The sequence below is a fragment of the Burkholderia ubonensis subsp. mesacidophila genome, assembly GCF_002097715.1.
Lineage (GTDB): Bacteria > Pseudomonadota > Gammaproteobacteria > Burkholderiales > Burkholderiaceae > Burkholderia > Burkholderia mesacidophila.
Map to the genome: position 1 here is coordinate 470906 of NZ_CP020738.1, position 21867 is coordinate 492772.

General features: G+C 63.4%; 17 protein-coding genes, 2 pseudogenes and 1 riboswitch. Of the genes and pseudogenes, 16 read left to right on the forward strand and 3 right to left on the reverse strand.

The features are described 5' to 3' along the window. The 3 genes from B7P44_RS19690 to B7P44_RS37545 all read left to right on the forward strand — a co-directional run bounded on the left by B7P44_RS19690 (position 1) and on the right by B7P44_RS37545 (position 2309). A complete protein-coding gene (locus tag B7P44_RS19690) occupies positions 1-672 on the forward strand; it encodes a hypothetical protein (protein ID WP_084907461.1) in 672 nt (223 codons plus the stop codon). Between the two features lie 126 nt (positions 673-798). Beyond that, positions 799-955: riboswitch (FMN riboswitch) on the forward strand. A 68-nt stretch (positions 956-1023) separates the two neighbouring features. Next, positions 1024-1530, forward strand: a complete 507-nt coding sequence (locus B7P44_RS19695; protein ID WP_084907463.1) for a 6,7-dimethyl-8-ribityllumazine synthase — start codon at positions 1024-1026, stop codon at positions 1528-1530. A 32-nt stretch (positions 1531-1562) separates the two neighbouring features. Then, a complete protein-coding gene (locus B7P44_RS37545) occupies positions 1563-2309 on the forward strand; it encodes a cupin domain-containing protein (protein WP_231716787.1) in 747 nt (248 codons plus the stop codon). A 77-nt stretch (positions 2310-2386) separates the two neighbouring features. Here the strand turns inward: B7P44_RS37545 and B7P44_RS19705 are convergent, their stop codons facing one another. After that, positions 2387-3262 carry a LysR family transcriptional regulator gene (locus tag B7P44_RS19705; protein WP_010097423.1) on the reverse strand — a complete coding sequence of 292 codons (876 nt, stop codon included), beginning with the start codon at positions 3260-3262 and terminating at the stop codon, positions 2387-2389. A 170-nt stretch (positions 3263-3432) separates the two neighbouring features. Here B7P44_RS19705 and B7P44_RS19710 point away from each other — a divergent pair, with 170 nt between their 5' ends. Then, the gene (locus B7P44_RS19710; protein ID WP_084907465.1) at positions 3433-4752 is read left to right on the forward strand and encodes a DUF3422 family protein; all 1320 of its coding nucleotides are present in this window, start codon (positions 3433-3435) and stop codon (positions 4750-4752) included. A gap of 28 nt (positions 4753-4780) precedes the next feature. Then, entirely contained in the window at positions 4781-4981 is a 201-nt protein-coding gene (locus tag B7P44_RS19715; protein ID WP_084909919.1) for a hypothetical protein, read from the forward strand. A gap of 25 nt (positions 4982-5006) precedes the next feature. On the opposite strand, the pseudogene B7P44_RS19720 reads toward B7P44_RS19715, so the two are convergent. Next, positions 5007-5888, reverse strand: a pseudogene (locus B7P44_RS19720) (MFS transporter); the annotation flags it as partial. On the opposite strand from B7P44_RS19720, the gene B7P44_RS37170 reads away from it, so the two are divergent. Continuing rightward, positions 5830-6015: a hypothetical protein gene (locus B7P44_RS37170; protein ID WP_162296924.1), complete on the forward strand. Its 186-nt coding sequence runs from the start codon at positions 5830-5832 to the stop codon at positions 6013-6015. The pseudogene B7P44_RS19720 and the gene B7P44_RS37170 overlap by 59 nt on opposite strands. Before the next feature lie 632 nt (positions 6016-6647). Here B7P44_RS37170 and B7P44_RS19725 read toward each other — a convergent pair. Continuing rightward, on the reverse strand, positions 6648-7532 hold the full coding sequence (locus tag B7P44_RS19725) for a LysR family transcriptional regulator (protein WP_084907467.1): 885 nt from the start codon (positions 7530-7532) through the stop codon (positions 6648-6650). A 455-nt stretch (positions 7533-7987) separates the two neighbouring features. On the opposite strand from B7P44_RS19725, the gene B7P44_RS19730 reads away from it, so the two are divergent. The 10 genes and pseudogenes from B7P44_RS19730 (at position 7988) to B7P44_RS19775 (ending at position 21841) form a co-directional block, all read left to right on the forward strand. Beyond that, positions 7988-9415: a bifunctional 2-methylcitrate dehydratase/aconitate hydratase gene (locus tag B7P44_RS19730; RefSeq protein WP_084907470.1), complete on the forward strand. Its 1428-nt coding sequence runs from the start codon at positions 7988-7990 to the stop codon at positions 9413-9415. Between the two features lie 45 nt (positions 9416-9460). After that, the gene (locus B7P44_RS19735) at positions 9461-10603 is read left to right on the forward strand and encodes a hypothetical protein (protein ID WP_084907471.1); all 1143 of its coding nucleotides are present in this window, start codon (positions 9461-9463) and stop codon (positions 10601-10603) included. Next, the gene (locus B7P44_RS19740; RefSeq protein ID WP_084907474.1) at positions 10600-11580 is read left to right on the forward strand and encodes an aminoglycoside phosphotransferase family protein; all 981 of its coding nucleotides are present in this window, start codon (positions 10600-10602) and stop codon (positions 11578-11580) included. Before B7P44_RS19735 ends, B7P44_RS19740 begins: the two co-directional genes overlap by 4 nt. 28 nt (positions 11581-11608) lie before the next feature. Further along, a complete protein-coding gene (locus B7P44_RS19745; RefSeq protein ID WP_084907476.1) occupies positions 11609-12988 on the forward strand; it encodes an MFS transporter in 1380 nt (459 codons plus the stop codon). 64 nt (positions 12989-13052) lie between these two features. Next, a complete protein-coding gene (locus B7P44_RS19750; RefSeq protein WP_084907478.1) occupies positions 13053-14528 on the forward strand; it encodes an FAD-dependent oxidoreductase in 1476 nt (491 codons plus the stop codon). Further along, positions 14470-14595: pseudogene (locus tag B7P44_RS37960) on the forward strand (DDE-type integrase/transposase/recombinase); the annotation flags it as partial. The gene B7P44_RS19750 and the pseudogene B7P44_RS37960, both read left to right, overlap by 59 nt. A 288-nt stretch (positions 14596-14883) precedes the next feature. After that, positions 14884-15171, forward strand: a complete 288-nt coding sequence (locus B7P44_RS19760; protein ID WP_084907480.1) for a DUF4148 domain-containing protein — start codon at positions 14884-14886, stop codon at positions 15169-15171. Between the two features lie 677 nt (positions 15172-15848). Next, complete coding sequence (locus tag B7P44_RS19765) at positions 15849-19034, forward strand: efflux RND transporter permease subunit (protein ID WP_084907482.1); 3186 nt, start codon at positions 15849-15851, stop codon at positions 19032-19034. Positions 19035-19070: 36 nt separating this feature from the next. After that, positions 19071-20330 carry an efflux RND transporter periplasmic adaptor subunit gene (locus tag B7P44_RS19770; protein WP_084907484.1) on the forward strand — a complete coding sequence of 420 codons (1260 nt, stop codon included), beginning with the start codon at positions 19071-19073 and terminating at the stop codon, positions 20328-20330. 53 nt (positions 20331-20383) lie between these two features. Further along, entirely contained in the window at positions 20384-21841 is a 1458-nt protein-coding gene (locus tag B7P44_RS19775; protein WP_084909921.1) for an efflux transporter outer membrane subunit, read from the forward strand. The last annotated feature ends 26 nt before the right edge of the window (positions 21842-21867 follow it).

Below are 21867 nucleotides of genomic sequence, written 5' to 3' on the forward strand. Positions count from 1 at the left end.
ATGCTGACCGCAAAAACCATCCTGGACGACTTCGACCGCCTTGGCTTGGTCGGCAGCGACTCGATGCAACAGACCTTGCAACTGAGGCGTCCGGATTCCGGCGCGCTCGTGGATCTCGTCATGGGCGCGCTCGATCGCGCATTGCAGTCCACGACGTTCATACACACGGCGCTCGACCTGATGGATGATGCGTCTTTCGACAAGGTCGCATGCGACGCGTGGCGAATGAGCCGCGACGGACACTGGAGCGAGGTGCTGGCGGACGTGCTGGACGCCGCCGGGCTGCAGTCGCCGTCCATTTTCGCCGATGACTGGGATCGACTGCTGAATCTGGCACGCGCCCGGCAAGGGCGTCGCCTGTACCAGCGGGATGCCGCATGGCGGGCGCTCGATTCGGCGACCGTGTCGGACTGGCGACGCCAACTTGAACACGAACAGGCCTGCGACGGAACGGGACGCGAGCGGGCAATCGCACTCCTTTATTCGCGGCGATCGGAAGCTGCCCACGATGCATGGAAACGGCTGTTTCCGGAAGAAACCGAACAGGCCGGCGCGTGGTTGATGTCTGCCGGCTACGCGCTCGAGAACGGCGGAATGCGTGCATTGCACACCGAGTTGCCGTTCCATATCGATTTCGGCCGGACATCGCTCACGATGATGCGGCAAGCGTAGCACGCAGGCGGTGCGAAGGATCCATGAAGCCGGCTCATGTCGGCACGCTCGATATCCCCGCCAACTCGGCCCCGACCAATTCCGTGCTGAGATTGTGGTAGATTCCTCGCGCGGCAGTCATGCCGCGAACGTTCTCAGGGCGGGGTGAAATTCCCCACCGGCGGTAATCACGGCAGTTGCGTGTAGCCCGCGAGCGCTTGCCAAGGATTTCCCGATGGCAAGGTCAGCAGACCCGGTGTGATTCCGGGGCCGACGGTTAAAGTCCGGATGAGAGAGAGCGGGGTTGGTTGCGTACGCAAGGTACGCGGCTCGTCCCTGTGCGCCCGTTTAACTCAAACACAGGATCAGCTCATGACCCAGATTTCCAGCCTTTCCCAAACCGCTTCCCGTCGTATCGCTTTCATCCAGTCTTGCTGGCACAAGGAGATCGTGGACCAGTGTCGAGCCGCGTTTGTCTCGGAACTGAGCGATGCGAACATGGGTTCGGACTGCGACTTCTTCGAAGTGGCGGGTGCTTTCGAGATTCCGTTGCACGCAAAGCTGCTCGCGAAAACGGGCAAGTATGCGGCCATCGCCTGTGCCGGGCTGGTCGTCGATGGCGGCATCTACCGCCATGAGTTCGTCGCTCAAGCCGTGATTTCCGGGCTGATGCAGGTCCAGCTCGAAACCGAAGTCGTCGTGCTGTCGGCGGTGTTGACCCCGCATCATTTTCACGGCTCGGGCGAACACGTCAACTTCTTCCACGAGCACTTCGTCGTGAAGGGCGCGGAGCTTGCGCGCGCATGCGTCGACACGGTCGGCAAAGTCGCCACGTTGAAAGGGGAGTCTGCGCTTCTCGCCATGAAGCCGGCCGCGTGACGCTCGCATAACGAACGCGCGGAATCGCGAGCGTGCGTGCCGAGGCCTGTCCGCCTGCGGCACGCACGACGTCATTCACGGTGCCCGCACCATTGCGCGATCCGGACGGGAATCGCGACACGCACACGCATTCCATTCTTCAGATCATCCCGACCCGGCCTTTCCGGGTTTGTCTCATTGGCATCTTGTCGTGGCTCTCCTATGTTCGATACAGCTTCGCGTCGAACTGCCATTCGCTGCCGAACGGCAGCGTCGGTGCGGGAAACGGCGAAGTCCTGGTACGTGGCCGTCACAAGGAGAGCAGAATGAAAAGCAGACAATTCTCGATTGCCGTGCTGGTTGTCGCGGCCTGTCTGGCCGCTCCGCCGACGGGATGGACGCAGTCGGCAGGCCACGTGATGATCGTGACGCCCGACGAGCTCAAATGGGCCGATCTTCCGCTGGTGCCTGGCGCACAGATCGCGGTTCTCGAAGGAAAGATGGACAAGAAGGGGCCGATCGTCGCACGCGTCAGATTTCCGGCCAATGCGAAGGTGGCGCCGCACTGGCATCCGAACGTCGAACGGGTCACGGTGCTGTCCGGCATGCTCAACTACGGGATGGGCGACACCCTCGACCCGGAGAAATCGCGACCGCTCGGGCCCGGCAGCATGATCGTGATGCCGGCCAGGATGCACCACTTCGCGTGGACCAGCGAAGAAACCGTGGTCCAGCTGAACGTGATCGGGCCGTGGGGGATCGTGTATGTGAACCCGGCGGACGATCCGAGAAAGAAGTGAACGCGGCCGCGCTGCGGAAGCGGGCGTGACCGCGGCGGCGGCCGGCGCACCGTTCGCCCGCGCACTCGCGCTCGCGCTTACGCGTCGCCGGCCTGCCCCGTCTGCCGCTGCAGATCCTCCATGATCTGCTCGGCGAGGAAGTCGCACGGCGGGCGCTTCGATTTCGTGCTGCGCGCGAGGATCATCTCGAGCGGCGGCAGGTCGGGCAGCCCGTGCGAGCGGCCGAGCACCGTCAGTTGCGCGGGAATCGCGCAGCGCGCGAGCGGCGCGACTGCGAGCCCCGCTTCCACCATGCTGATCAGCCCGAGCAGGCTCGGGCTTTCATACGAGGTGCGGTACGGCACCTTCGCGCGTTCGAGGCTGCGGATCGCGTTCTCGCGCGCGACGCTGCCGGGCATGAACACCGCGATCGGCAGCGGCCGCTCCTCCCACACGCGCGGCCCGTTGGTCATCGCGGCCCACGCCATCGGCTCGTGACGCACGAAATCGCCGGACAGGCCCTTCACGCGCGTGCCGCACACGAGATCGACGGTGCCGTCCTTGAGCAGCGGCGCGAGCGCGCTGCTCGGCAGCCCGATCACCTGGATCTCGACCTTCGGATACGACGCCGAGAATTTCTTAAGCACTGAGGGAAGAAGCGACGACGCATAGTCGTCCGGCACGCCGATCACCACCTTGCCGGTCACCTCCGGCCGCACCACGGCGGCCCACGCCTCGTCGCGCAGCGCCAGCATGCGCCGCGCGAAGCCCAGCAGCACCTCGCCCTCGCGCGTCAGCACGATGCTGCGCGGCCGGCGCATGAACAGCGGCCGCCCCAGCGCGTCCTCGAGGCTCTTGATCTGCATGCTGACGGCGGATTGCGAGCGGTTCACGGCTTCGGCGGCCCGGGTCATGTTGCCGGTCTCGGCGACCGCGACGACGGTGGCGAGCACGTCGTGATCGAGCATCTTCATTGGTATCAGGAAAACTGAATGTAACGATCAACATTATGCGTTTTTATTGTCGCTACGTGCATGCCATAGTGCGATCACACAAGCGATTCCGCTGCCGCGGCTTCGTCGGGCCTGGCCCGGCACCGGCATGCCGAACCCGCGGGGTTGAACGAGGAAAACGTGGTGTATCGATGATGGACCATCCGTTGCGCGCCGCACTGGCCGCGGAATTGCACGCCCGGCCGTTCCTGCGGCTGGCCGAATCCGTATCGCTGACCCATTACGCGATCTATTCGGATGGCGAACCGGCGATCCACGACACGCTGCTGCACGCGCTGTGCCATGACGCCGGCATCGCCGCGCCGCACGAAGGCGCGACGCACTACGCGGTGCAGTCGCCGAGCGGCTGGCACCTGAAGTGGGAACGTCACACCGAGTTCTCGACCTTCACGTTCGTCGCGCCGCGCCGCGATACGGGCTATTTCGACGATCTCGCGATCGAGGGCATCCCGGCCGCGTGGTTCGCGCGGCTGGCCGGGATCCGCTTCGTCGCGGTGCGCATGGAGCTGCTGTCGGGCGATGCCGCGCGGCTCGCGTGCCGCGACGTGCGGCGCTGGTTCGACGGGCCGATGATGGTCGGTGGCAACGTGCTCGGCGGCGGCCAGGTGTTCTGCGACTGGCACGTGCGGCAAGACGGCTTCATGCGCTTTCTCGTCATCGACGACGACTTCCGCGAAGAGCAGGGCGGCCGCCTGCTGCAGCGTCTCTATGAAATCGAAACCTACCGAATGATGGCGCTGCTCGCGCTGCCGGTCGCGCGGCGGATGAGCCGCGATCTCGACGAGATCCACGCGTCGCTGCAGGCGCTGATGCAGCGGATGGACGCGCACGGCGCGCAGGGCGACGACGCGGCGCTGCTGGTCGAGCTCACGCACCTGGCGGTGCGCGTCGAATCGCTGTCGGGGTCCGGCGGGCGCTTCAGCGCGTCGCGCGCGTACGAGAAGCTCGTGCTCGCGCGCATCCAGGAACTGCGCGAGGAGCGCATCGAGGGGATGCCGACGATCGCGGAATTCATGGAGCGGCGCTTCGCGCCCGCGATGGAGACATGCCGCAGCGTGTGGGCGCGTCGCGAGCAGATCGCCGATCGCATCGCGCGCGCGGTCGACCTGCTGCGCACCCGCGTCAATCTCGCACAGGAAAAGGACGTCACGCGGCTGCTCGCCGGCATGGAGCGCACCGCGCGCAACCAGCTGCATCTGCAGCATGCGGTGGAAGGGCTGTCCGTCGCCGCGATCTCGTACTACGTGCTGTCGCTCGCGGCGGCGGCGTTCAAGGCGCTGCACGTGCTGAGCCTGCCGGTCGATCCCGAGCTGGCGGAAGGGTTGCTGATCGCGCCGGTCGTGCTCGCGGTGATCCACATCACGCGGCGCACCCGCGCGCAGATGGCGCACGCGGATGCCGGCCGCGACGGCGAGCCGCCGCGTGCGTCGAAGATGAAGCAAGTGGTTTAGAACATCAACGAAAACATAAGGAATGGAGATGACTTTTTCGCACATGCAACCGGGGTTCTTCTCGAACATCGACGACGTCGCGGAGCCGGCATGGGACGACGCGAGCGACGCCGACGACACGCGCGTGTCGTCGTATCAGGCGGTGCTGCAGGAGCCGACTGCGTCGCTCGTCGGCGGCACGACCGATCGGCCGGACGTCGCGACGGCCGCGATCCTCGGCTACAACTGAGCCGCAGCGCCGACGCGGCCCGCGCTCAGCGGCGCTCGCGCATCACGAGCGCCACCACGACGCCCGACAGGAACGTGACGGCGCCGATCGTCAGGATCGCGTCCGCGAATCTGAAGCGATCGGCGATGAGGCCCGCCGACAGCGCGCCGATCGCATAGCCGAGATCGCGCCAGAAGCGGTAGACGCTCAGCGAGCGCGCGCGCCAGCGGGGGGCCGATGCATCGGAGATCGCCGCGATCAGGCTCGGAGAGACCATCGCCGTGCCGAGGCCGAACAGCACGCTCGCGGCGAGTCACCACCCGAACCGGCCGGTCAGCGCGGTCATGAACAGGCCTGCCGCCTGCACCCACATGCCGGTGACGATCAGCCCCTTGCGGCCCCACCGGTCGCTCAACGGGCCGGTCGCGGCCTGGCATACGCCCCACACGATCGGGTAGACCGCCTTGAGGATGCCGATCCGTTCGAAGCCGAGCCCGAGCCCCGCGAAGAACAGCGGGAAGATGCCCCAGCTCATGCCGTCGTTGAGGTTGTTGATCAGGCCGGCCTGCGACGCGGCGAACAGGTTGCGATCATTGAACGACGTGAGCAGGAACACGTCACGGAACGACAGCGACGGCACCTCGTCAGGCTGGCCCGGCTGGCCGGCCTCCAGGCGCACGACGAACACCGACAGCGTGAGGCCGGCGATCGCATAGCCGATCCCGAGATAGATCGGCGCCGGCCGCAGGCCGTGGCGGCTTGCCAGGTAGCCGGTCAGGAACGCGGTCAGGCCCACCGCGAAATAGCCCGCGAACTCGTTGAGCCCGACCGCGAGGCCGCGCCCCTTCGGCCCCGCGAGATCCACCTTCATGATCACGGTCATCGACCGCGCGAAGCCCTGGCTGATGCCGAGCAGCACGTTGGCCGCGTTGCGGGCCAAGGGCTTCAAGGCCGTCCGTCTCGAGGACGGCTTTCCCGAACGGAAGGCGGCCGGTCTGGCCGTCGAGGCCGAGGGCGTCGAGTGCCGCGCGCACCGGTTGGTTCTGTCGCAATAAGGGTGGCCTGGGAAGGTGACGGAAAAGCTGGCGAAGGCGTTCCGCAAACGCAAGCGACTTTCTGCTGCGTGCCCACCAGGACAAGCTCGCTGCCCGGCCCTACTTCGACAAATCAATCTTACTCGCTGGCGATCTAAGGCATCCTGATCATCCTGATACCCCGCGCCGCCGACCGTCCTTATTTCGACAGAACCCTATTTCGACGCTTGTCGCAAATGCGGGTGATATCTGTTTGTTATGGTGCGGTTATTCTTCTGCAAAAATGCGCGAGGCGTGATGCACTCTTTGATTTCTTAAAATGAGAAATCATGGAAGCTTGGGATAGGGCGATGATTCCAAATGGGGGGATATTGTTTAATGGCGGTGCGAATTTTCTACCTGGATGTACTGGGATCTGGTTTCAGGCAAGAAATAGCGTGACACTCAGGCACTGCAATTCACGGCTTGGCTGGAAAGAGATTGATTGCCGCAAGTGCCTTCCGTCTGAAAGAACGTGCGACTCAGACAGGCGATCCGCGCGCCTGGGAGCGCTACCTTGGCGCCGGCGGGAAAGTTTCCTCCTGGCCGTCGTCGCTGATCCGGAGGGGCGCGAGACGTCCGGCGACGCGCTGAACGACGCGCCGCCGGACGATTCAGTATCCGACGTCGAGCAGCCGCGGATCGTGAAAAACCGACGTGATCATCTTCCTGAGCTTGGAGCTGTCCAGGTTGGGGCGGTCTGTCCGATACAAAAGCTCGACCTGGAACTTATTGAACCGGCCGCGCAGATCATGGATCTTTATCTCGTCGCGGACGTCTCGGCCGATTGAACAACGCAGCACCAACGAGATTCCCTTCCCGGCGGACACGCTCGAGAACAGGATCGGATAGGACCCGCACTCGACTACCCGCCTGGGCGTAATGCCGCCCTCCCGGAACAGGAGATCGAAGTTTCTCGTCGAGGCGGCTTTTTTGCTGCTAAGCAAAAAAATTTCCCCATCGAGGACGGAAATTCTATCGATGGCAGGCGACTTTTTCTCGCTGATGACAACCAGCTCGCTCGAGAATAACGGCACCCGGGCATGACGCGCGGCAGAAAATCCTGAGCCGACGATGACCATGTCGAATTCATTATTTTCATAAGCGTTGACCAGGTTGATTGTGTTTCCAATCGAAATATCGATGTCCTGATCGACATCGTGACTTAAATCTATCAGCGAGTTGACGATGTAGGGCGGCAGGCACTCGATCAGTCCAATTCGGATGCTCGACTGGCTGCCCTTGGAGTGGGCAATTTTCGCTTTGCAATCGCCCACGAGGTCCATGATCCTGAGCGCATAGTCGTAGAGTATTTTCCCTTGCGCAGTGGGCGTGATCCCATCGGTGCGCCGGTCCAGCAAGGTGACGTCAAGCGCATCCTCCAGATTCCTGATGCGATGGGAAATGCTCGATTGCACCCGATTCAGACGGGCGGCTGCCTGGGTGATGTTCCCAGTTTCCACAACGGTGACAAAGGCAAGAAGTTCGCTGGTGTTCACGTGAAATCCTCGCGCGCGAGACGGCGCCTACCGTCATGACACATGGCTGCAGTCAGGATTGGCGCCGTCGCCTCGGTGCTTTTAATGTGGACTGACGGAGAATGCCGCGTCAGCGGGTATTCATTCTAGCCATCGATATCATCGATGGCTGTGTCGATATTATTCACTGGTTGTTGCTTGCGCTGCAACATACGATTGCATCAATGAAATTGACGTGCCGATTGAGGTGCATCGCGAACTTGCCGTTGATTGCTTGAAAATCAACAGTTTGCGGCAAAGTTTCATAGTGCATGCACCTTTGTTGTGCCAAAGCGTCGATTCGTCACGCCAACCGGCTTCTTGAGCGTGTTGTTGCACCGTAATAGGTCGTTGAATTGCAATTCTTAAAATAAAAAGCAGCGATTGTTCCAGATTTTGTTCGATTGAAAAATTATTCTAACTTTCCGAGGTAAAGCATGGCGAATGCAGAATTTGATGAGGTGATGCGTGAGCTGGTCGACTATGCGTATGGCCAGGCCACGTTCGACGACGAGACGCTGCGCTTGGCGCGCTTTTGCCTGCTGGATTCGATCGGTTGCGCGATTGCCGCGTCGACCGATCACGACTGTACGAGGCTGATGAGCAGTGCGCAGTTCAGCAAGAGCAGTCGCGGCGTGCCTGTCATCGGTACGGCGCTGCGACTCGGGCCGATCGAGGCGGCCTTTCACATCGGTTCGATGATCCGCTGGCTGGAGTTCAACGACACCTGGCTTGCCCAGGAATGGGGACATCCGTCCGACAACCTGGGGGCGATCCTGTCGGCCGCCGCGTGGCGCAGCCTGACGCACGATGAGAAACAGGCCGTCGATATGACGACCGTGCTGAATACGATGATCCGCGCGTATGAGATTCATGGCGTGCTGTGCCTGACGAACTGCTTCAACGCGCTGGGCATCGATCACGTCGTGCTGGTGAAGGTGGCGTCCGCGATCGCCTCGGCCCAGATCCTTGGCTTGTCGAAGGAGCAGGCGCTGAGCGCGCTGTCCAACGCCATCATTGATGGCCATTCGCTCAGAACCTACCGGCATGCGCCTAACGCGGGCACGCGCAAGTCCTGGGCCGCTGGGGACGCGACGGCACGTGGCATGCAGCTGGCGTTGTTCGCGCAAACCGGCGAAATGGGGTATCCGACGGCGCTGACCGCGCCGCGGTGGGGATTCAACGACGCGGTGCTTCGGGGCCAGCCGTTCAACCTGTCGCGCGATCTGTCGGATTTCGTGATCAAGAATATCCTGTTCAAGGTTCCCAATCCCGCGGAGTACCACGCGCAAACGGCCGTGGAGGCTGCTATCCGGCTTCGGGACCGGCTGGCCGCGGCGGGCTTTTCTCCCGACCGTATTGAATATGTGCGGGTGGAAACCACGCGCCCGGCCGTGCAGATCATCGACAAGTCGGGTCCGCTGAAGAATTCGGCCGATCGCGATCATTGTCTCCAGTACATGATCGCCGTTGCGCTTCGCACCGGAAACCTGACGATCAAGGACTTTCACGAGCCGCTCGCGTCCGACTCGCAGCTGGATGCATTGAGACTGAAGATTTCCTGCACCGAACGCGCCTCCTTTACCGAGAGCTACTACGACCCCGAGAAACGCGCGATACCCAACGCGCTCTATCTGAAGTGCGACGGGATGACGGAAGAGCTGTCGGAGACCATCGAATATCCGCTTGGCCATGTTCGGCGCCGGGATGAATGCTTCGACGCGCTGCTCGCGAAATTCCACCTGAATCTGTCGGAAAGCCCGCTTCGCGACAGGGCGGACATGCTGGCCGATGCCGTGACTTCAGGATCGAAGCTCGATCGCATGTCCGTGGTGGACCTGCTGAAGATGTTCTCCTGCGACTAGGCGGCACCCAGGACATATTCAATTCAGTTAGCACGAGGTGAACAATTGAAAGCGGCAATTCTCGCTGGTTGCGGTGCGGAGATCGGGGCGAATCTCCTGATTCAAAATGATCCGGAAAAGGATGGTTTCGCGATCAAGGCGGTCGTCACCAATCCTCCTCCTGTTGACAAGCATTATCCCGAGCTGCGTCCGATCGACGGCATCGTCGCCCGCCTCGCCATGGCGCTGCCCGGTATCCAGTCCAGTGTCGACGTCGTGAGTGACGATACGCTCCGGATCGAGGGGCGCGAAGTCCGCTTCTATTTCGGCGACCTGGGCAAGGAACGTCCCCCCGTGGCCGAGCACTTCGACCTGGGCTTCATCGCGACCAGCAAGCTGGACATCGCCGATGACAGCCCGGTCGCCCGCAACATGAAGGAACTGGCCAGCGTGGTGCTGGGGGTGGCGGAGGCGGACGATCTTCCGAGCCTCTACGGGTGCCTGGCGGACCTGTCGAGCGATGAAATCGGCACGATCCACCGTACGGTGGTCGACACGGGCATGTATTGCCTGGGTTCCTGCCAGACGAACGGCATGCATGCGTCGTTGCGCGTTGTGGTCGAGGCGCTGAAGGCCATCGATCGCAACGCCAAGCATATCGTGGCGGTCGAGACGGATATCGTGCATCCCGATACCCCCAACGGCGTGCTCGGCACGCGCTCGTTCGAAGGGCGCATGCAGGACGCCCGCGACAATCTGCGCCCGAGCTTTTCCCAAATCGCGAAGAGCCAGCACAAGGTGATGCCGTGGGCGCCGCTGGTGAACACCGTATCGTTGCGAGCCCCCGTGCATGCGCCGGGGTATCAGATCAACCGTTTCGTCGTGAACGACGGCGGACAGTTGAACGCGGGTCTCCTCGAGGCGGCGATCGCGCGCGTGAGTGAGAAGCGCGGGTATGTCGTCAAGGCATCCCGGACGCCGCTGGGCAGCCGTGCATATGCCTACGAGCGCAGGTGCGCCACGATCGTGGCGGACGCCAACCACCTGCTGATTCTCCGGCCAGGGTATCTGGCGAATCAGGGGTTGAGTGAAATCATCATCCAGTCGTTCGTCAACAACACGGTCGGCTACTCGGCCGTCGTTCGGGCCGTGGCGCGCAGCATTGCTCTTGGCCAGCCAATTGCAACCTTCGGGAGGATTGAAAGATGACGGGTTCTCACACGGTGGATCTTCTGAGCTCCGGCTTTGTCGTGAAGACGGCGAGTTCCGAGACGTTCAACGGGAAATTGAAAGCGGAAGTCGATCAGATCCGGGCATTGCACAACATCTATCCGGAATTCATGGTTCCGGTCCTGCACGACGGGCTGGCCGCGGGGCGGCAGTTCTACATCCTCGAGAAAAAGGATGCGCTTCCGCTGTCGGAGATCGTGTTCGACGACCAGCGGCCGCTGGCTCAGCGCAGGATGATTGTTCATCACGCGCTGGGTGGCATCCAGAAGGCCATTGGCATGGAGATGAATGGCCAGGCGACGCTTGCCAACGACATGCCTGCCAGGTTGCTGGAGGAGTGGGAAGGCATCCGGTTCGCGCATGACCTGTTCGACAAGCAGATCCTGCTCAACGGTACCCGCTTCAACATGACCGGGCGCGATGTCTTTGAAAAAGCGCTTGTGCTGGCCCGCACCGAGACGTTCAGCGCGGTCGAGAAGGCCCACTTCAATTTTCACTTCGGCAACGTGCTGTACAACGAGGGCCGGTCCCAGGTCAGTTTCATCGATCCTGATTTCTCGGTGCGCGGCATCGATCCGTATTTCGGCTTCTCGAGATTTGCCTTTTCCTTCTGGCACGAGCTGGCGGCCGAGACGGAAGACGCTGTCAAGGTGGTGCCGATGTCGGATGCGCTCATGTTCGTGCTGAGAAAGCCGGACTACGGCAACATTCTCAGCGAGATTCCAGAGATCGGCAGGATCTCCGGCCTGCTTCCGTGGGTAGATGAGCACATGCAGAAGAAGTTCTATGTGCTGACGACCTACTGCTTCCTGAGGAGCATTCGTATCAACGGGAGCAAGGGGCAATGGAGCGTGCCCCGGTTCCCCGTCGTCGCCCGTCCCGAGGAAGTCCTGACGCTAGGACTGCTGGCCTATCTCGAAGGACCGAGCGTCGAGCCGGAAAGCATCCGCGCGTAATTCGCAGTCAATATAGGAAGATCAGGATATGTCGTCGGTGACCAATGCGGCAGAGCAAGGATTTGAGATACCGAGGCGCTATCTGGCGGCCGCGGCCATTTTGATTGGCGTCTTGATGGCGGCCCTCGACAGTTCCATCGTCAATATCGCGTTGCCCTCCATTTCGGAGGCATTGCGGGTCGATTCGGCCTCTGTCATCTGGGTGACCAACGGCTATCAGGTTGCCAGCGCGGCGACGATGCTGATTTGCGCGTCGCTGGGTTCAAGGATCGGGGAACGGCGCTTCTACACGGCAGGCATGGTGCTGTTTACGCTGTCGTCGCTCGGTTGCAGCCTCTCTCCGACCTTTGGCATGCTGGTCGCCATGAGAGTACTCCAGGGGGTGAGCTATGCGGTGATGATCAGTGTCGGGCTGGGGCTCTATCGGGTGATCTTTCCACCGAGTGCATTGGGAACGATATTCGGACTGAATGCGCTGGCGTTCGCGGTCGGTACGGCGATCGGCCCCGCGTTGGGCGGCCTGATCATCTCCTATCTGTCGTGGCCGTGGCTGTTCTACATCAACATCCCGCTGGGGGCGATCGCCATTGCGTTCTCGTTCATGTCCCTGGGGACCGATACCTACAAGGAGAAAGGCTTCGACTGGATCGGCGCGGTCACGTCGGCCGCGGCGTTCGGCCTGATGGCGATCTCCGTCGATCAGATCGGGCGATGGGACGACCGCACGGTTCTGCTCGGCGGGGCCGCGTCCGTCGTGTTGCTCTGCGTGTTCATCAAGGCGCAGACGCGGTCGAAGAGCCCGCTCCTGCCATTTGATATTTTCCGGTCCCGCCGTTATTCCTTCGCGGTGGTCTCGTCCATCACGATGTTCGTGTCGCAGGGGATGGCGCTCGTCGGGCTGCCGTTCGTGTTGCAACACGTCTACGCCTACTCGGTACTCGAATCGGCGTTCATCTTCACGCCATGGCCGATTGCCGTCGCGATCTGCGCGCCGATTGCCGGCCGGCTGTCGAATCGTTTCAACCCAACCCAGATATCCACGGTCGGCGTTGTGATTTTCTGCCTGGGCCTGGGCTCTCTTGTCATGCTGCCGGAGACCGCCACGGTCGCCGATTTCCTGTGGCGCGTGGCGACTTGCGGGATCGGGTATGGACTGTTCCTGCCGCCGAACAACAAGGAGATGTTTTCGAACGTGGAGGCGAATCGAACCGTCACGGCCTCCGGCGTGCTGTCGACCGCCAGGACGGCCGGGCAATCCATCGGGGCGGCGTTGGTTGCGGTGGTCATTGCGCTGCTGAATGGCCTGACCGGTCATGCGGGCTTGCATTTCGCCGGCTATGTGTTCGGGCTGGCCTGCGCCATAGCAGCACTGTCGTCGCTCGCGAGCATGCTGCGTCTTCATCGATAACGGACACGGCGCCCGCTGTGTCGATCGGGATTCGAGCGGCGATGGCGCAACGGAAGGAGACATCATGACTGAAACATCTCATCGGTCATTCGACGTGACCGTGGTGGGCGCCGGCATCTCGGGCCTGTCCGTGGCGGTCGCGGCCGCGGCGGCGGGGGCGCGCGTCGCCGTGCTGGAGCGCTCGACGGAAGACGAGTTCGGCGGCAACACACGCTGGACGGAGGCTTACTTCCGCATGTCGTCGGAGGACGAGGTCAGCGCGGATCTGGAGGCGCGTCTCGCCGAGAACGCCGGCGACCACCTGGATCCGTATATCGTCGAGCAGATGGTCCAGCCCGATCATCTGAGGCCGCCGTTCGTGAGGGCGCACGGCATGCCGGATCCGGAATTGATCGCGGAACTGGCCGGCAGGGCGCCCGAGACGGTCAAGTGGCTCAAGACGTTCGGCGTGCGCTTCGACCTTCTACCGACCTATTTCATCACGGCGGCCGCGCCCCGACTGATGCCGGTCGGAGGGGGGTTGGCGTTGATCGAGGCGTTGCGCGCGCATGCCCTGCAAGCCGGCGTCGAGATCTTCTACGAGACGAGCGCACGCGCGCTTTCGCGAGAGCGCGACGAAGCGTTCCATCTTTCCAGTGTGGGGAAGCATGGAGACGTCTTGTTCAGAAGCTCCGCCGTGGCGCTGTGCTCCGGGGGCTTCGAAGGCAATCCGGAAATGCTTGCGCGCTATCTCGGCGGGGTGGCGCGTTACGTGCGGCCGGTGGCGCGCGGTGGCTATCAGAACCGGGGCGAAGGCATTCGCATGGCGCTCGAGATCGGCGCGGCCACGGCAGGGGATTTCAGCTCGTACCATGCCGAACCGCTCGATCCCCGCTCGAAGCGGCCGGAGGCGCTCGTGATGAATTTTCCATACGGCATCCTCGTCAATCAGCACGCGGATCGATTCGTCGATGAAGCGCCGGGGCCCGTCGACGTTCACTACGATCCTATTTCCCGCGCCATCGGCGCGCAGCCGGGCGGCATCGCCTGGAGTGTCTTCGATGCATCGATCGCCGACGTGCCGAACTGGGAGCGCAGCATTCGCACCGATCGGCCGCCAATCCAGGCGGATTCGATCGAGGCGCTCGGCGACAAGCTGGCGCTTCCTCGCGAGCGCTTCGCCGCGACCATCGACGCCTACAACGCCGCGTGCCCCGCTGGAACCTTCAGGCCGCTGGAGATCGATGGGCTGGCGACCGTCGGCGTGTTCCCGAGGAAATCAAACTGGGCGCGGCCCATCGAAACGCCGCCGTTCTTTGCCTATCCGGTCATCTCAGGCATCTGCTTCACCTATGGCGGCGTGAAGACGAACCGTCGAGCCGAGGTCATCGATTGCGACGGTCGAACCATCGCCGGGCTTTACGCCGCGGGAGAGGCCGCGGGCCTGTATTACCAGACTTACACCGGCGCTACCTCGGTGATGCGCGGCGCCGTGTTCGGCAAGATCGCGGGGGAGCAGGCGGCCGGGTTCTGTCGCAATAAGGGGGGGCTGGGCAGGTGACGGAACCGACATCAAGATCAGTGGCCAATGGAAGTACCTGTATCGGGCCGTCGACAAGGACGGCAACACCAACGTCGAACAGGATGATCGAGCGATCAAGCGACCGCCCGTCCGATGATGGGCATCAAGGTGTTTCACTGAGCGAAGATTCTGCTCGGGGGCATCGAGCTGATGCGCATGATCGGAAAGGGAGGACCGAAGGCGGATAGTAACAATCAGTCGCCTGCCGAGCAATTTTACTCGCTGGTGATATAAGACGTCCTAATCATCTTGATGGCCGGCATCGCCGACCTTCCTTGTTGCGACAGAACCCTGACGTTTCATCTTCTTCAATCAGTCTCAAGGAGAGAGCATCATGATGTGGAAAAACAAAGCCCTGCTTTCGATCGCACTCGTCGCGCCCGCTGTCGCGTTTTCGCAGACCAGCGAGCCGCTGTCGCGCGCTCAGGTAGCCGACGATCTGGTTCGGTACGAACAGGCAGGCTATCGCCCGGCTATGAGCGCCGACGCGTCGCTCTACCCGGGGGACCTGCAGGAGGCGGCGGAACGCGTCGCCGCCGACCGCACGCGAACGTCGGCCTATGGTTCGACGGCCAGCGGGCAGACCGGCTCGGGCAGGACGGCTACGTCGGTCGGCCGCTGAACGACCGCTGACCGTGCCTGCCTGCACCGGCGGGCACGGTCAGCGTGCAGGCCCGCTTCACGTAGCCGCGCAGCGCGTCGCGATACAGCGGATCGGCGACAAGGATGGTCGGCGATGTTGCGCATCAAGTTGCTCAGGATGCCTTAGGTCGCAAGCTGTAGGTTCCGTCGCCATCCCAGGCCGCCCTTATTTGCGACAGAACCACCCAGTTTTATTGGGTCATCGATACTTTCGATACCTATATCGATATTATCCGTTGGCGATGCAATGCGACGCACCATAATCTAGCGTCCAAGGCCTGTCCGATAACCTCGCTCGGAGTTTAAGCAAAGTTATTGCGATCCGGATAAGCGGGCAATTCCGTATGCGCTGCACTTGAAGTGTCGTGGCGTAGATGAAGGGCTTCATGAGGCAATCGAATTTCCACTACAAAGAAATGTTCTCCAGCGTAAAGAAAGACAGGGCGGTTACCGCGTCAGGCGTCCTGTCCGCCGCCCGAACCACAGGGCAATCAGTTGGTGCCGGCGGCAGTGGTCATTGCGTTCGTGAGCTGTCCGTCAGGTGAGTCCGGCACACATTTGTGACTGATGTGTTCGCCCTCGCCGGTGCGACATCAGCATGCTCATCTCTCGCTATTTTCCGAATCCTGAAGGTACTTATACCCCCCGCCGCCATTCATGTGGATCGTCAATCTCGCGCTCAGGCGCCCCTACACGTTCATCGTGCTGGCCATCATGATCCTGCTGGCCACGCCGCTCGCGATTCTGAAAACGCCGACCGACGTACTGCCGTCCGTCGATATCCCCGTGATCAGCGTAATCTGGAACTACAGCGGGATGTCGGCGAAGGAGATGTCGGACCGGTTCACCTCAGTGCATGAACGGACCCTGACCACCACCGTCAACAATATTCAGCATCTGGAATCCCAGACCTATTCCGGGGTTTCCATGATCAAGATATTCCTGCAGCCCGGCGCCAACGTGCAAACGGCGATCGCGCAGACCGTCTCGGTGGCGCAGTACATCGTGCGCCAGATGCCGCCCGGTACCACGCCGCCCTTGATCATCAGCTATTCGGCATCGAGCATCCCCGTGATTCAGCTCGGCCTGTCGAGCGCGTCGATGACCGAGCAGTCGCTCGCCGACCTCGCGATGAACTTCCTGCGGCCGCAACTGATCACGATTCCGGGCGCACAAGTGCCCTATCCATCCGGCGGCCGCACGCGCGTGGTGTCGATCGATCTCGACACGCGCGCGATGCAAGCCAAGGGCCTGACGCCGGCCGCCATCGTCAACGCCGTCAACGCGCAGAACCTGGTGTTGCCGACCGGCACCGCCAAGATCGGCCAGACCGAATTCAACGTCACCACCAATGCCTCGCCCGACACGATCGAGGCCCTCAATCGCCTGCCGGTGCGTACGCAGAACGGCGCGACCATCTATCTCGGCGACGTCGCGCACGTGCGCGACGGCTTTTCGCCGCAAACCAACGTCGTGAGCAAGGACGACAAACGCGGCGTGTTGATGGCGATTCTCAAGAACGGCGACGCCTCCACCCTGCAGGTGGTCAACAACCTCAAGGCCTTGCTGCCTACGGTGCAGACCATGCTGCCGGCCGATCTCAAGATCACGCAACTGTTCGACCAGTCCATCTTCGTGGAAGCGGCGATCCAGGGCGTGGTCCGCGAAGCGCTGATCGCCGCCGCGCTGACGGCCGCCTTGATTCTGCTGTTCCTCGGCAATTGGCGCAGCACGCTGATCATCGCCATATCGATTCCGCTGTCGATCTTCAGCTCCCTGCTCGCGCTCTCGGCCCTCGGCGCGACCATCAATATCATGACGCTGGGCGGCCTCGCGCTCGCCGTCGGGATCCTGGTCGACGACGCGACCGTGACGATCGAGAACATCGAACGGCACCTGCACCTGGGCACGCCGCTCTACGAATCGATCCTCGACGGCGCCGGCGAAATCGCCGTGCCGGCGCTGGTCTCGACACTCTGTATCTGTATCGTGTTCGTGCCCATGTTCTTCCTGACCGGCGTGGCGCGCTACCTGTTCGTGCCGCTTGCCGAAGCCGTGGTGTTCGCGATGCTCGCCTCCTACGTGCTCTCGCGCACGCTGGTGCCGACGCTCGCGCTACTGCTGTTCAAAGGCCACGCCGAAGCGCTCGAGCACCGCGGACAGTCGACCTTCGACCGGCTGCACCGGCGCTTCAACGCGAGCTTCGAGCGTCTGCGCGGCGGTTACATCGTGCTGCTCGGCATGCTGCTGGTGCGGCGCAGGGCGTTTGCCGCCGCGTTTCTCGGCTTCTGCGTGCTGTCGACGGGCCTCGTCTTCGTGCTCGGTCAGGACTTTTTCCCGAGCGTGGATTCGGGCGACATCCGCATGCACATGCGCGCGCCGACCGGGTACCGGATCGAGGAGACCGCGCGCCTCGCCGATCGCGTGAAACAGGTGATCCACCAGCAGATCCCGGCGAACCAGCTCGACACCATCGTCGACAATCTCGGCCTGCCCGTCAGCGGCATCAACCTGGCGTACAGCAACTCGGGCACGATCGGCACGCTCGACGGCGAATTCATGATCTCGCTCAAGGGCGATCGCTCGGCCGCGCGCGGCTATATCGATGCGTTGCGCAAAGTTCTCCCGCAGCGCTTCCCCGGCGTCGAATTTTTCTTCCAGCCGTCCGACATCGTCACGCAGATCCTGAACTTCGGGCAGCCCGCCGCGATCGACCTGCAAGTGCAGGGCAACGATCTCGCCAGCGACATGCAGATCGCCAACCGCCTGATGAAGCAGGTGCGCGCGATCCCCGGCACGGTGGACGTGCATGTACTGCAGCGCAATGACGCGCCGACGCTGGCCGCCGAGATGGACCGCACCAAGATCCAGCAGCTCGGCATGTCCGCGCAGAACGTGGCGCAGGACATGCTGATCGCCCTGTCGGGCAGTTCGCAGACCTCGCCTTCGTTCTGGGTCAATCCGAAGACAGGGGTGGAATACCCGCTGGCGATCCAGACTCCGCAGTACCAGATCGCGTCGATGGACGATCTGCTCAATACACCGATCTCGAACGGCCAGCCCAGTCAGCCGCTCCAGCTGCTCGGCAACCTCGTCACCGTTCGCCAGCGCGCCGAGCCCGCCATCGTCTCGCACTACAACATCCGGCCCGTGGTCGATGTCTACGTCAGCGTCGAGAACCGCGACCTTGGCTCGGTCGCTTCGCGTATCGACGACATCATCGCGCAGGCCAAACCTACGCTGCCGCGGGGCACGCAGCTGGCCCTGCGCGGTCAGACCGAAACCATGCGCAGTTCGTACATCGGCCTCGGCGCGGGCGTGGCCATGGCCATCGTGCTGGTCTACCTGCTGATCGTCGTGAACTTCCAGTCGTGGCTCGACCCGCTGATCATCATCAGCGCGATGCCCGCCGCGCTTGCCGGCATCGCCTGGATGCTGTTCGTGACCGGCACGCACCTGAGCGTGCCGGCCCTGACCGGCGCGATCATGACGATGGGCGTGGCCACCGCAAATAGCATTCTTGTGGTGGCGTTCGCGCGCCAGCGGCTCGAGGCCGGCGCGCCGCCGCTGACCGCCGCGCTAGAGGCCGGCGCGACCCGCATCCGCCCGGTGCTGATGACCGCGCTCGCGATGATCATCGGTATGGTGCCGATGGCGCTCGGCCTCGGCGAAGGCGCCGAGCAGAACGCGCCGCTCGGCCGCGCGGTGATCGGCGGCCTGCTGTTCGCGACCGCCTCCACGCTGCTGTTCGTCCCGCTCGTTTTCGCCGGCGTGCATCAGCGCCTTGCGCAACGGCGCGCGCGGCAGCAGCCCTCCGGCGGCGCCTTCTCCGATACGCATTGATTGATCCATTGATCCATTCGAATCCTGGTTGAGCACATGGAAGACAAACATCACAGTTCCGTTGGCATACATACCGACCAAGCCGGGCTCGATCTGCCGTCGCGCATACTGGTCGCCAGGCGGGCCCGCCTCGCGCTCGTCGGGTTCGCCGTCGTGCTGGTCCTGCTCGCGGCCCGCTCGGTCGTCGCCAATCTGCTCAATGCGCGCCATCTCGACCAGCTCGTGACGCAAAACCAGCAGGTATACGTGCGCGTGGTCGAACCCAGCCTCGCCGCCAACGGCGGCCACCTGGAACTGCCCGGCACCTTGCGCGGCTACGTGGAAGCACCGATCTACGCGCGCGCCAGCGGCTACGTACGGCGCTGGAATGCCGACATCGGCGCGCAGGTGAAGCAAGGCGGGGTACTAGCCGAACTCGACACGCCCGAACTCGACCACGAGCTCACGCAGGCACAGGCCCAGCGGCAGCAGGCCTCCGCCACGCTGGCGCTGGCGCGAACCTCGTACAACCGCGCCCAGCAGCTGCGCGCGCGCGATGCCGTCTCGCAGCAGGAACTGGACGACCGCCAGGGCGCCTACGACCAGAATCTCGCCAACCTCGCCGCGGCCGACGCCAACGTCAAACGCCTGAGCGAACTGAAAGGCTTCCAGAACATCACCGCGCCGGTGAACGGCATCGTGACTCAGCGCAACGTCGATGTCGGCGATCTCGTCAATGCCGGCAACAGCGGCACGGGCCGCGCGCTGTTCACTGTCGTCCAGGCCGATAAATTGCGCCTATATGTACAGGTACCGCAGACGTACGCGCAGCAGGTTGCGCTCGGGCAACACGTCAGCGTGACCCAGCCCGAACTGGCTGGACAGACCTTCGACGGCGTCGTCACGCACACGGCGCAGGCCATCGACATTGTCACGCGCACACTGCAGATCGAAATCACGCTGCCGAACGCCGACGGCAAATTGATGCCGGGAGCCTACGTGACCGCCAGCCTGCCGATGACCAGCGCCGCGCGGCTGACGCTTCCGTCCAATACGCTGCTGTTCCGCTCCGAGGGAGCGAGCGTCGCGGTGGTCGATGCGAACGGACGGGTGCGCCTGCAGCCGGTCACGATTGCGCGCACGCTCGGCAAGACCCTCGAAATCGCCACCGGCGTGAACCCCGGCGACCGCGTCGTGCTCGATCCGAGCGACGGGCTGGCCGGAGGCGACAAGGTGAATGTCGAAGCCCCCGCCCCCCCTGCGTCAGGCGCGTCCGCCGCGCACGTTGCCGCGCTTGCTTCCGGAGGCCGTGCGTGAGTGCGTCCCTCCTGTTGCGCGCGCATGCGGGTTGCCTGCCGATCAAGGCGGCCATGCTCGCCGGTAGCTTGATCGTGCTCGCAGGCTGCACCGTCGGCCCGAACTATCAACGGCCGCTGGTCGCGTCTCCCGCGACCTGGCAAGTCGACCCGGCCGACGCCTATTGGCGCCCGGCGGCGCCGTCGCATGCGTCGCTTGCGCCGGACTGGTGGAAAGCGTTCGACGATCCGCTGCTCGACGATCTGGAAACTCGCGCGTTGGCCGGCAACGAGACCGTGCAGATCGTCACCGCCCGCTACTACGCCGCGCGCGCCACGCTCGCCTCGGTCGCCTCGGCCGAACTGCCGAGCGTCGGCTTGGCGGCCGACGCCTCACGCTACAAGATTTCAGCGGACCGGCCGCTCACGAACTACAACACGCCGAACGCGTCGACCGTCCAGAACAACGTCGGGATCGGCGCCACCGTCAGTTACGAACTCGATCTGTTCGGCAAGGTGCGGCGTACCGTCGAGGCGGCGCGGGCCAACACCGAGCAGGCCCGGGACGACCTGGCCAATGCGCGCCTCGTGATGAGCGCCGATCTCGCCACGCAATACCTGGCGCTGCGCGAGACCGACGCGGAACTCGACGTGCTGAACCGCTCCGTCGCACTGCAACAGAAAGCGCTCGATTTCGTTACGGCACAGCATGAACTCGGCGCGGCATCCGGGCTCGAACTGCAGCAGCAAAAAGCCCAGCTCGACGCCACCCGCACACAGGCGCAATTGCTGCTGAACCAGCGCGCGCAGTACGAACACGCCATCGCAACCTTGGTCGGCACGCCCGCGCCTTCGTTCTCGATCGCCCCCAAGGTCGAAACCCTCAAAGCGCCACGCCTGCCGGCCGGACTGCCGAGCGACCTGTTGCAGCGCCGGCCCGACGTCGCGTCGGCCGAGCGGGCAATGGCCGCCGCCAACGCGCAGATCGGCGTCGCGCGCGCTGCGTATTTCCCCGACCTGACGCTCTCGCCCGGCATCGGCTGGGACGCCACCCGCTTCGGCAGCTTGTTCACCGCGTCGAGTCTGCTCTGGTCGGTCGGCGCGTCCCTGACCCAGCCGTTGTTCGAAGGCGGCCGGCTCGCGGCCGGCGTCGCTTACGCGAAGGCCAATTACGCCGCAGCCCAGGCAAACTACCGGCAGACCGTATTGACCGCGTTCCAGGAAGTGCAAAATGCGGTCACGGGGCTATCCGTGCTCGATGGCGCCCTGCAACAGGCCGCAGCCGCGAGTGCCAGTGCGCGCACGCTGGCCGGCCTCGCACAGGACCGCTACGCGGGCGGCCTGACCGCGTATATCGACGTGGTCAGCGCGCAGCAGCAGTTGCTGACCAGCGAGCGCCAGGAAGTTCAGATCCGCGGCCAGCTCGCTGCGCTCGTGGCGTACCTGGCCAAGGCGCTCGGCGGCGGTTGGAGCGCGGGCGAAGTCGGCGTCGCGCAAGCGTCGCAACAGGAAGCGAGCAGTACCGGATCCTGACAGTTCCGCGCACTGCCAGGGGGAGA

Excerpts from the sequence above, each read along its gene's own strand:
- B7P44_RS37170 (WP_162296924.1), top strand. The coding sequence starts at position 5,830 with ATGATCACGGTCATCGACCGCGCGAAGCCCTGGCTGATGCCGAGCAGC.
- B7P44_RS19745 (WP_084907476.1), top strand. The coding sequence starts at position 11,609 with ATGTCGTCGGTGACCAATGCGGCAGAGCAAGGATTTGAGATACCGAGG.
- B7P44_RS19705 (WP_010097423.1), bottom strand. The coding sequence starts at position 3,262 with ATGAAGATGCTCGATCACGACGTGCTCGCCACCGTCGTCGCGGTCGCC.
- B7P44_RS19710 (WP_084907465.1), top strand. The coding sequence starts at position 3,433 with ATGATGGACCATCCGTTGCGCGCCGCACTGGCCGCGGAATTGCACGCC.
- B7P44_RS19730 (WP_084907470.1), top strand. The coding sequence starts at position 7,988 with ATGGCGAATGCAGAATTTGATGAGGTGATGCGTGAGCTGGTCGACTAT.
- B7P44_RS19775 (WP_084909921.1), top strand. The coding sequence starts at position 20,384 with ATGCTCGCCGGTAGCTTGATCGTGCTCGCAGGCTGCACCGTCGGCCCG.
- B7P44_RS19760 (WP_084907480.1), top strand. The coding sequence starts at position 14,884 with ATGATGTGGAAAAACAAAGCCCTGCTTTCGATCGCACTCGTCGCGCCC.
- B7P44_RS19715 (WP_084909919.1), top strand. The coding sequence starts at position 4,781 with ATGACTTTTTCGCACATGCAACCGGGGTTCTTCTCGAACATCGACGAC.
- B7P44_RS19765 (WP_084907482.1), top strand. The coding sequence starts at position 15,849 with ATGTGGATCGTCAATCTCGCGCTCAGGCGCCCCTACACGTTCATCGTG.
- B7P44_RS19690 (WP_084907461.1), top strand. The coding sequence starts at position 1 with ATGCTGACCGCAAAAACCATCCTGGACGACTTCGACCGCCTTGGCTTG.
- B7P44_RS19740 (WP_084907474.1), top strand. The coding sequence starts at position 10,600 with ATGACGGGTTCTCACACGGTGGATCTTCTGAGCTCCGGCTTTGTCGTG.
- B7P44_RS19750 (WP_084907478.1), top strand. The coding sequence starts at position 13,053 with ATGACTGAAACATCTCATCGGTCATTCGACGTGACCGTGGTGGGCGCC.
- B7P44_RS19770 (WP_084907484.1), top strand. The coding sequence starts at position 19,071 with ATGGAAGACAAACATCACAGTTCCGTTGGCATACATACCGACCAAGCC.
- B7P44_RS19695 (WP_084907463.1), top strand. The coding sequence starts at position 1,024 with ATGACCCAGATTTCCAGCCTTTCCCAAACCGCTTCCCGTCGTATCGCT.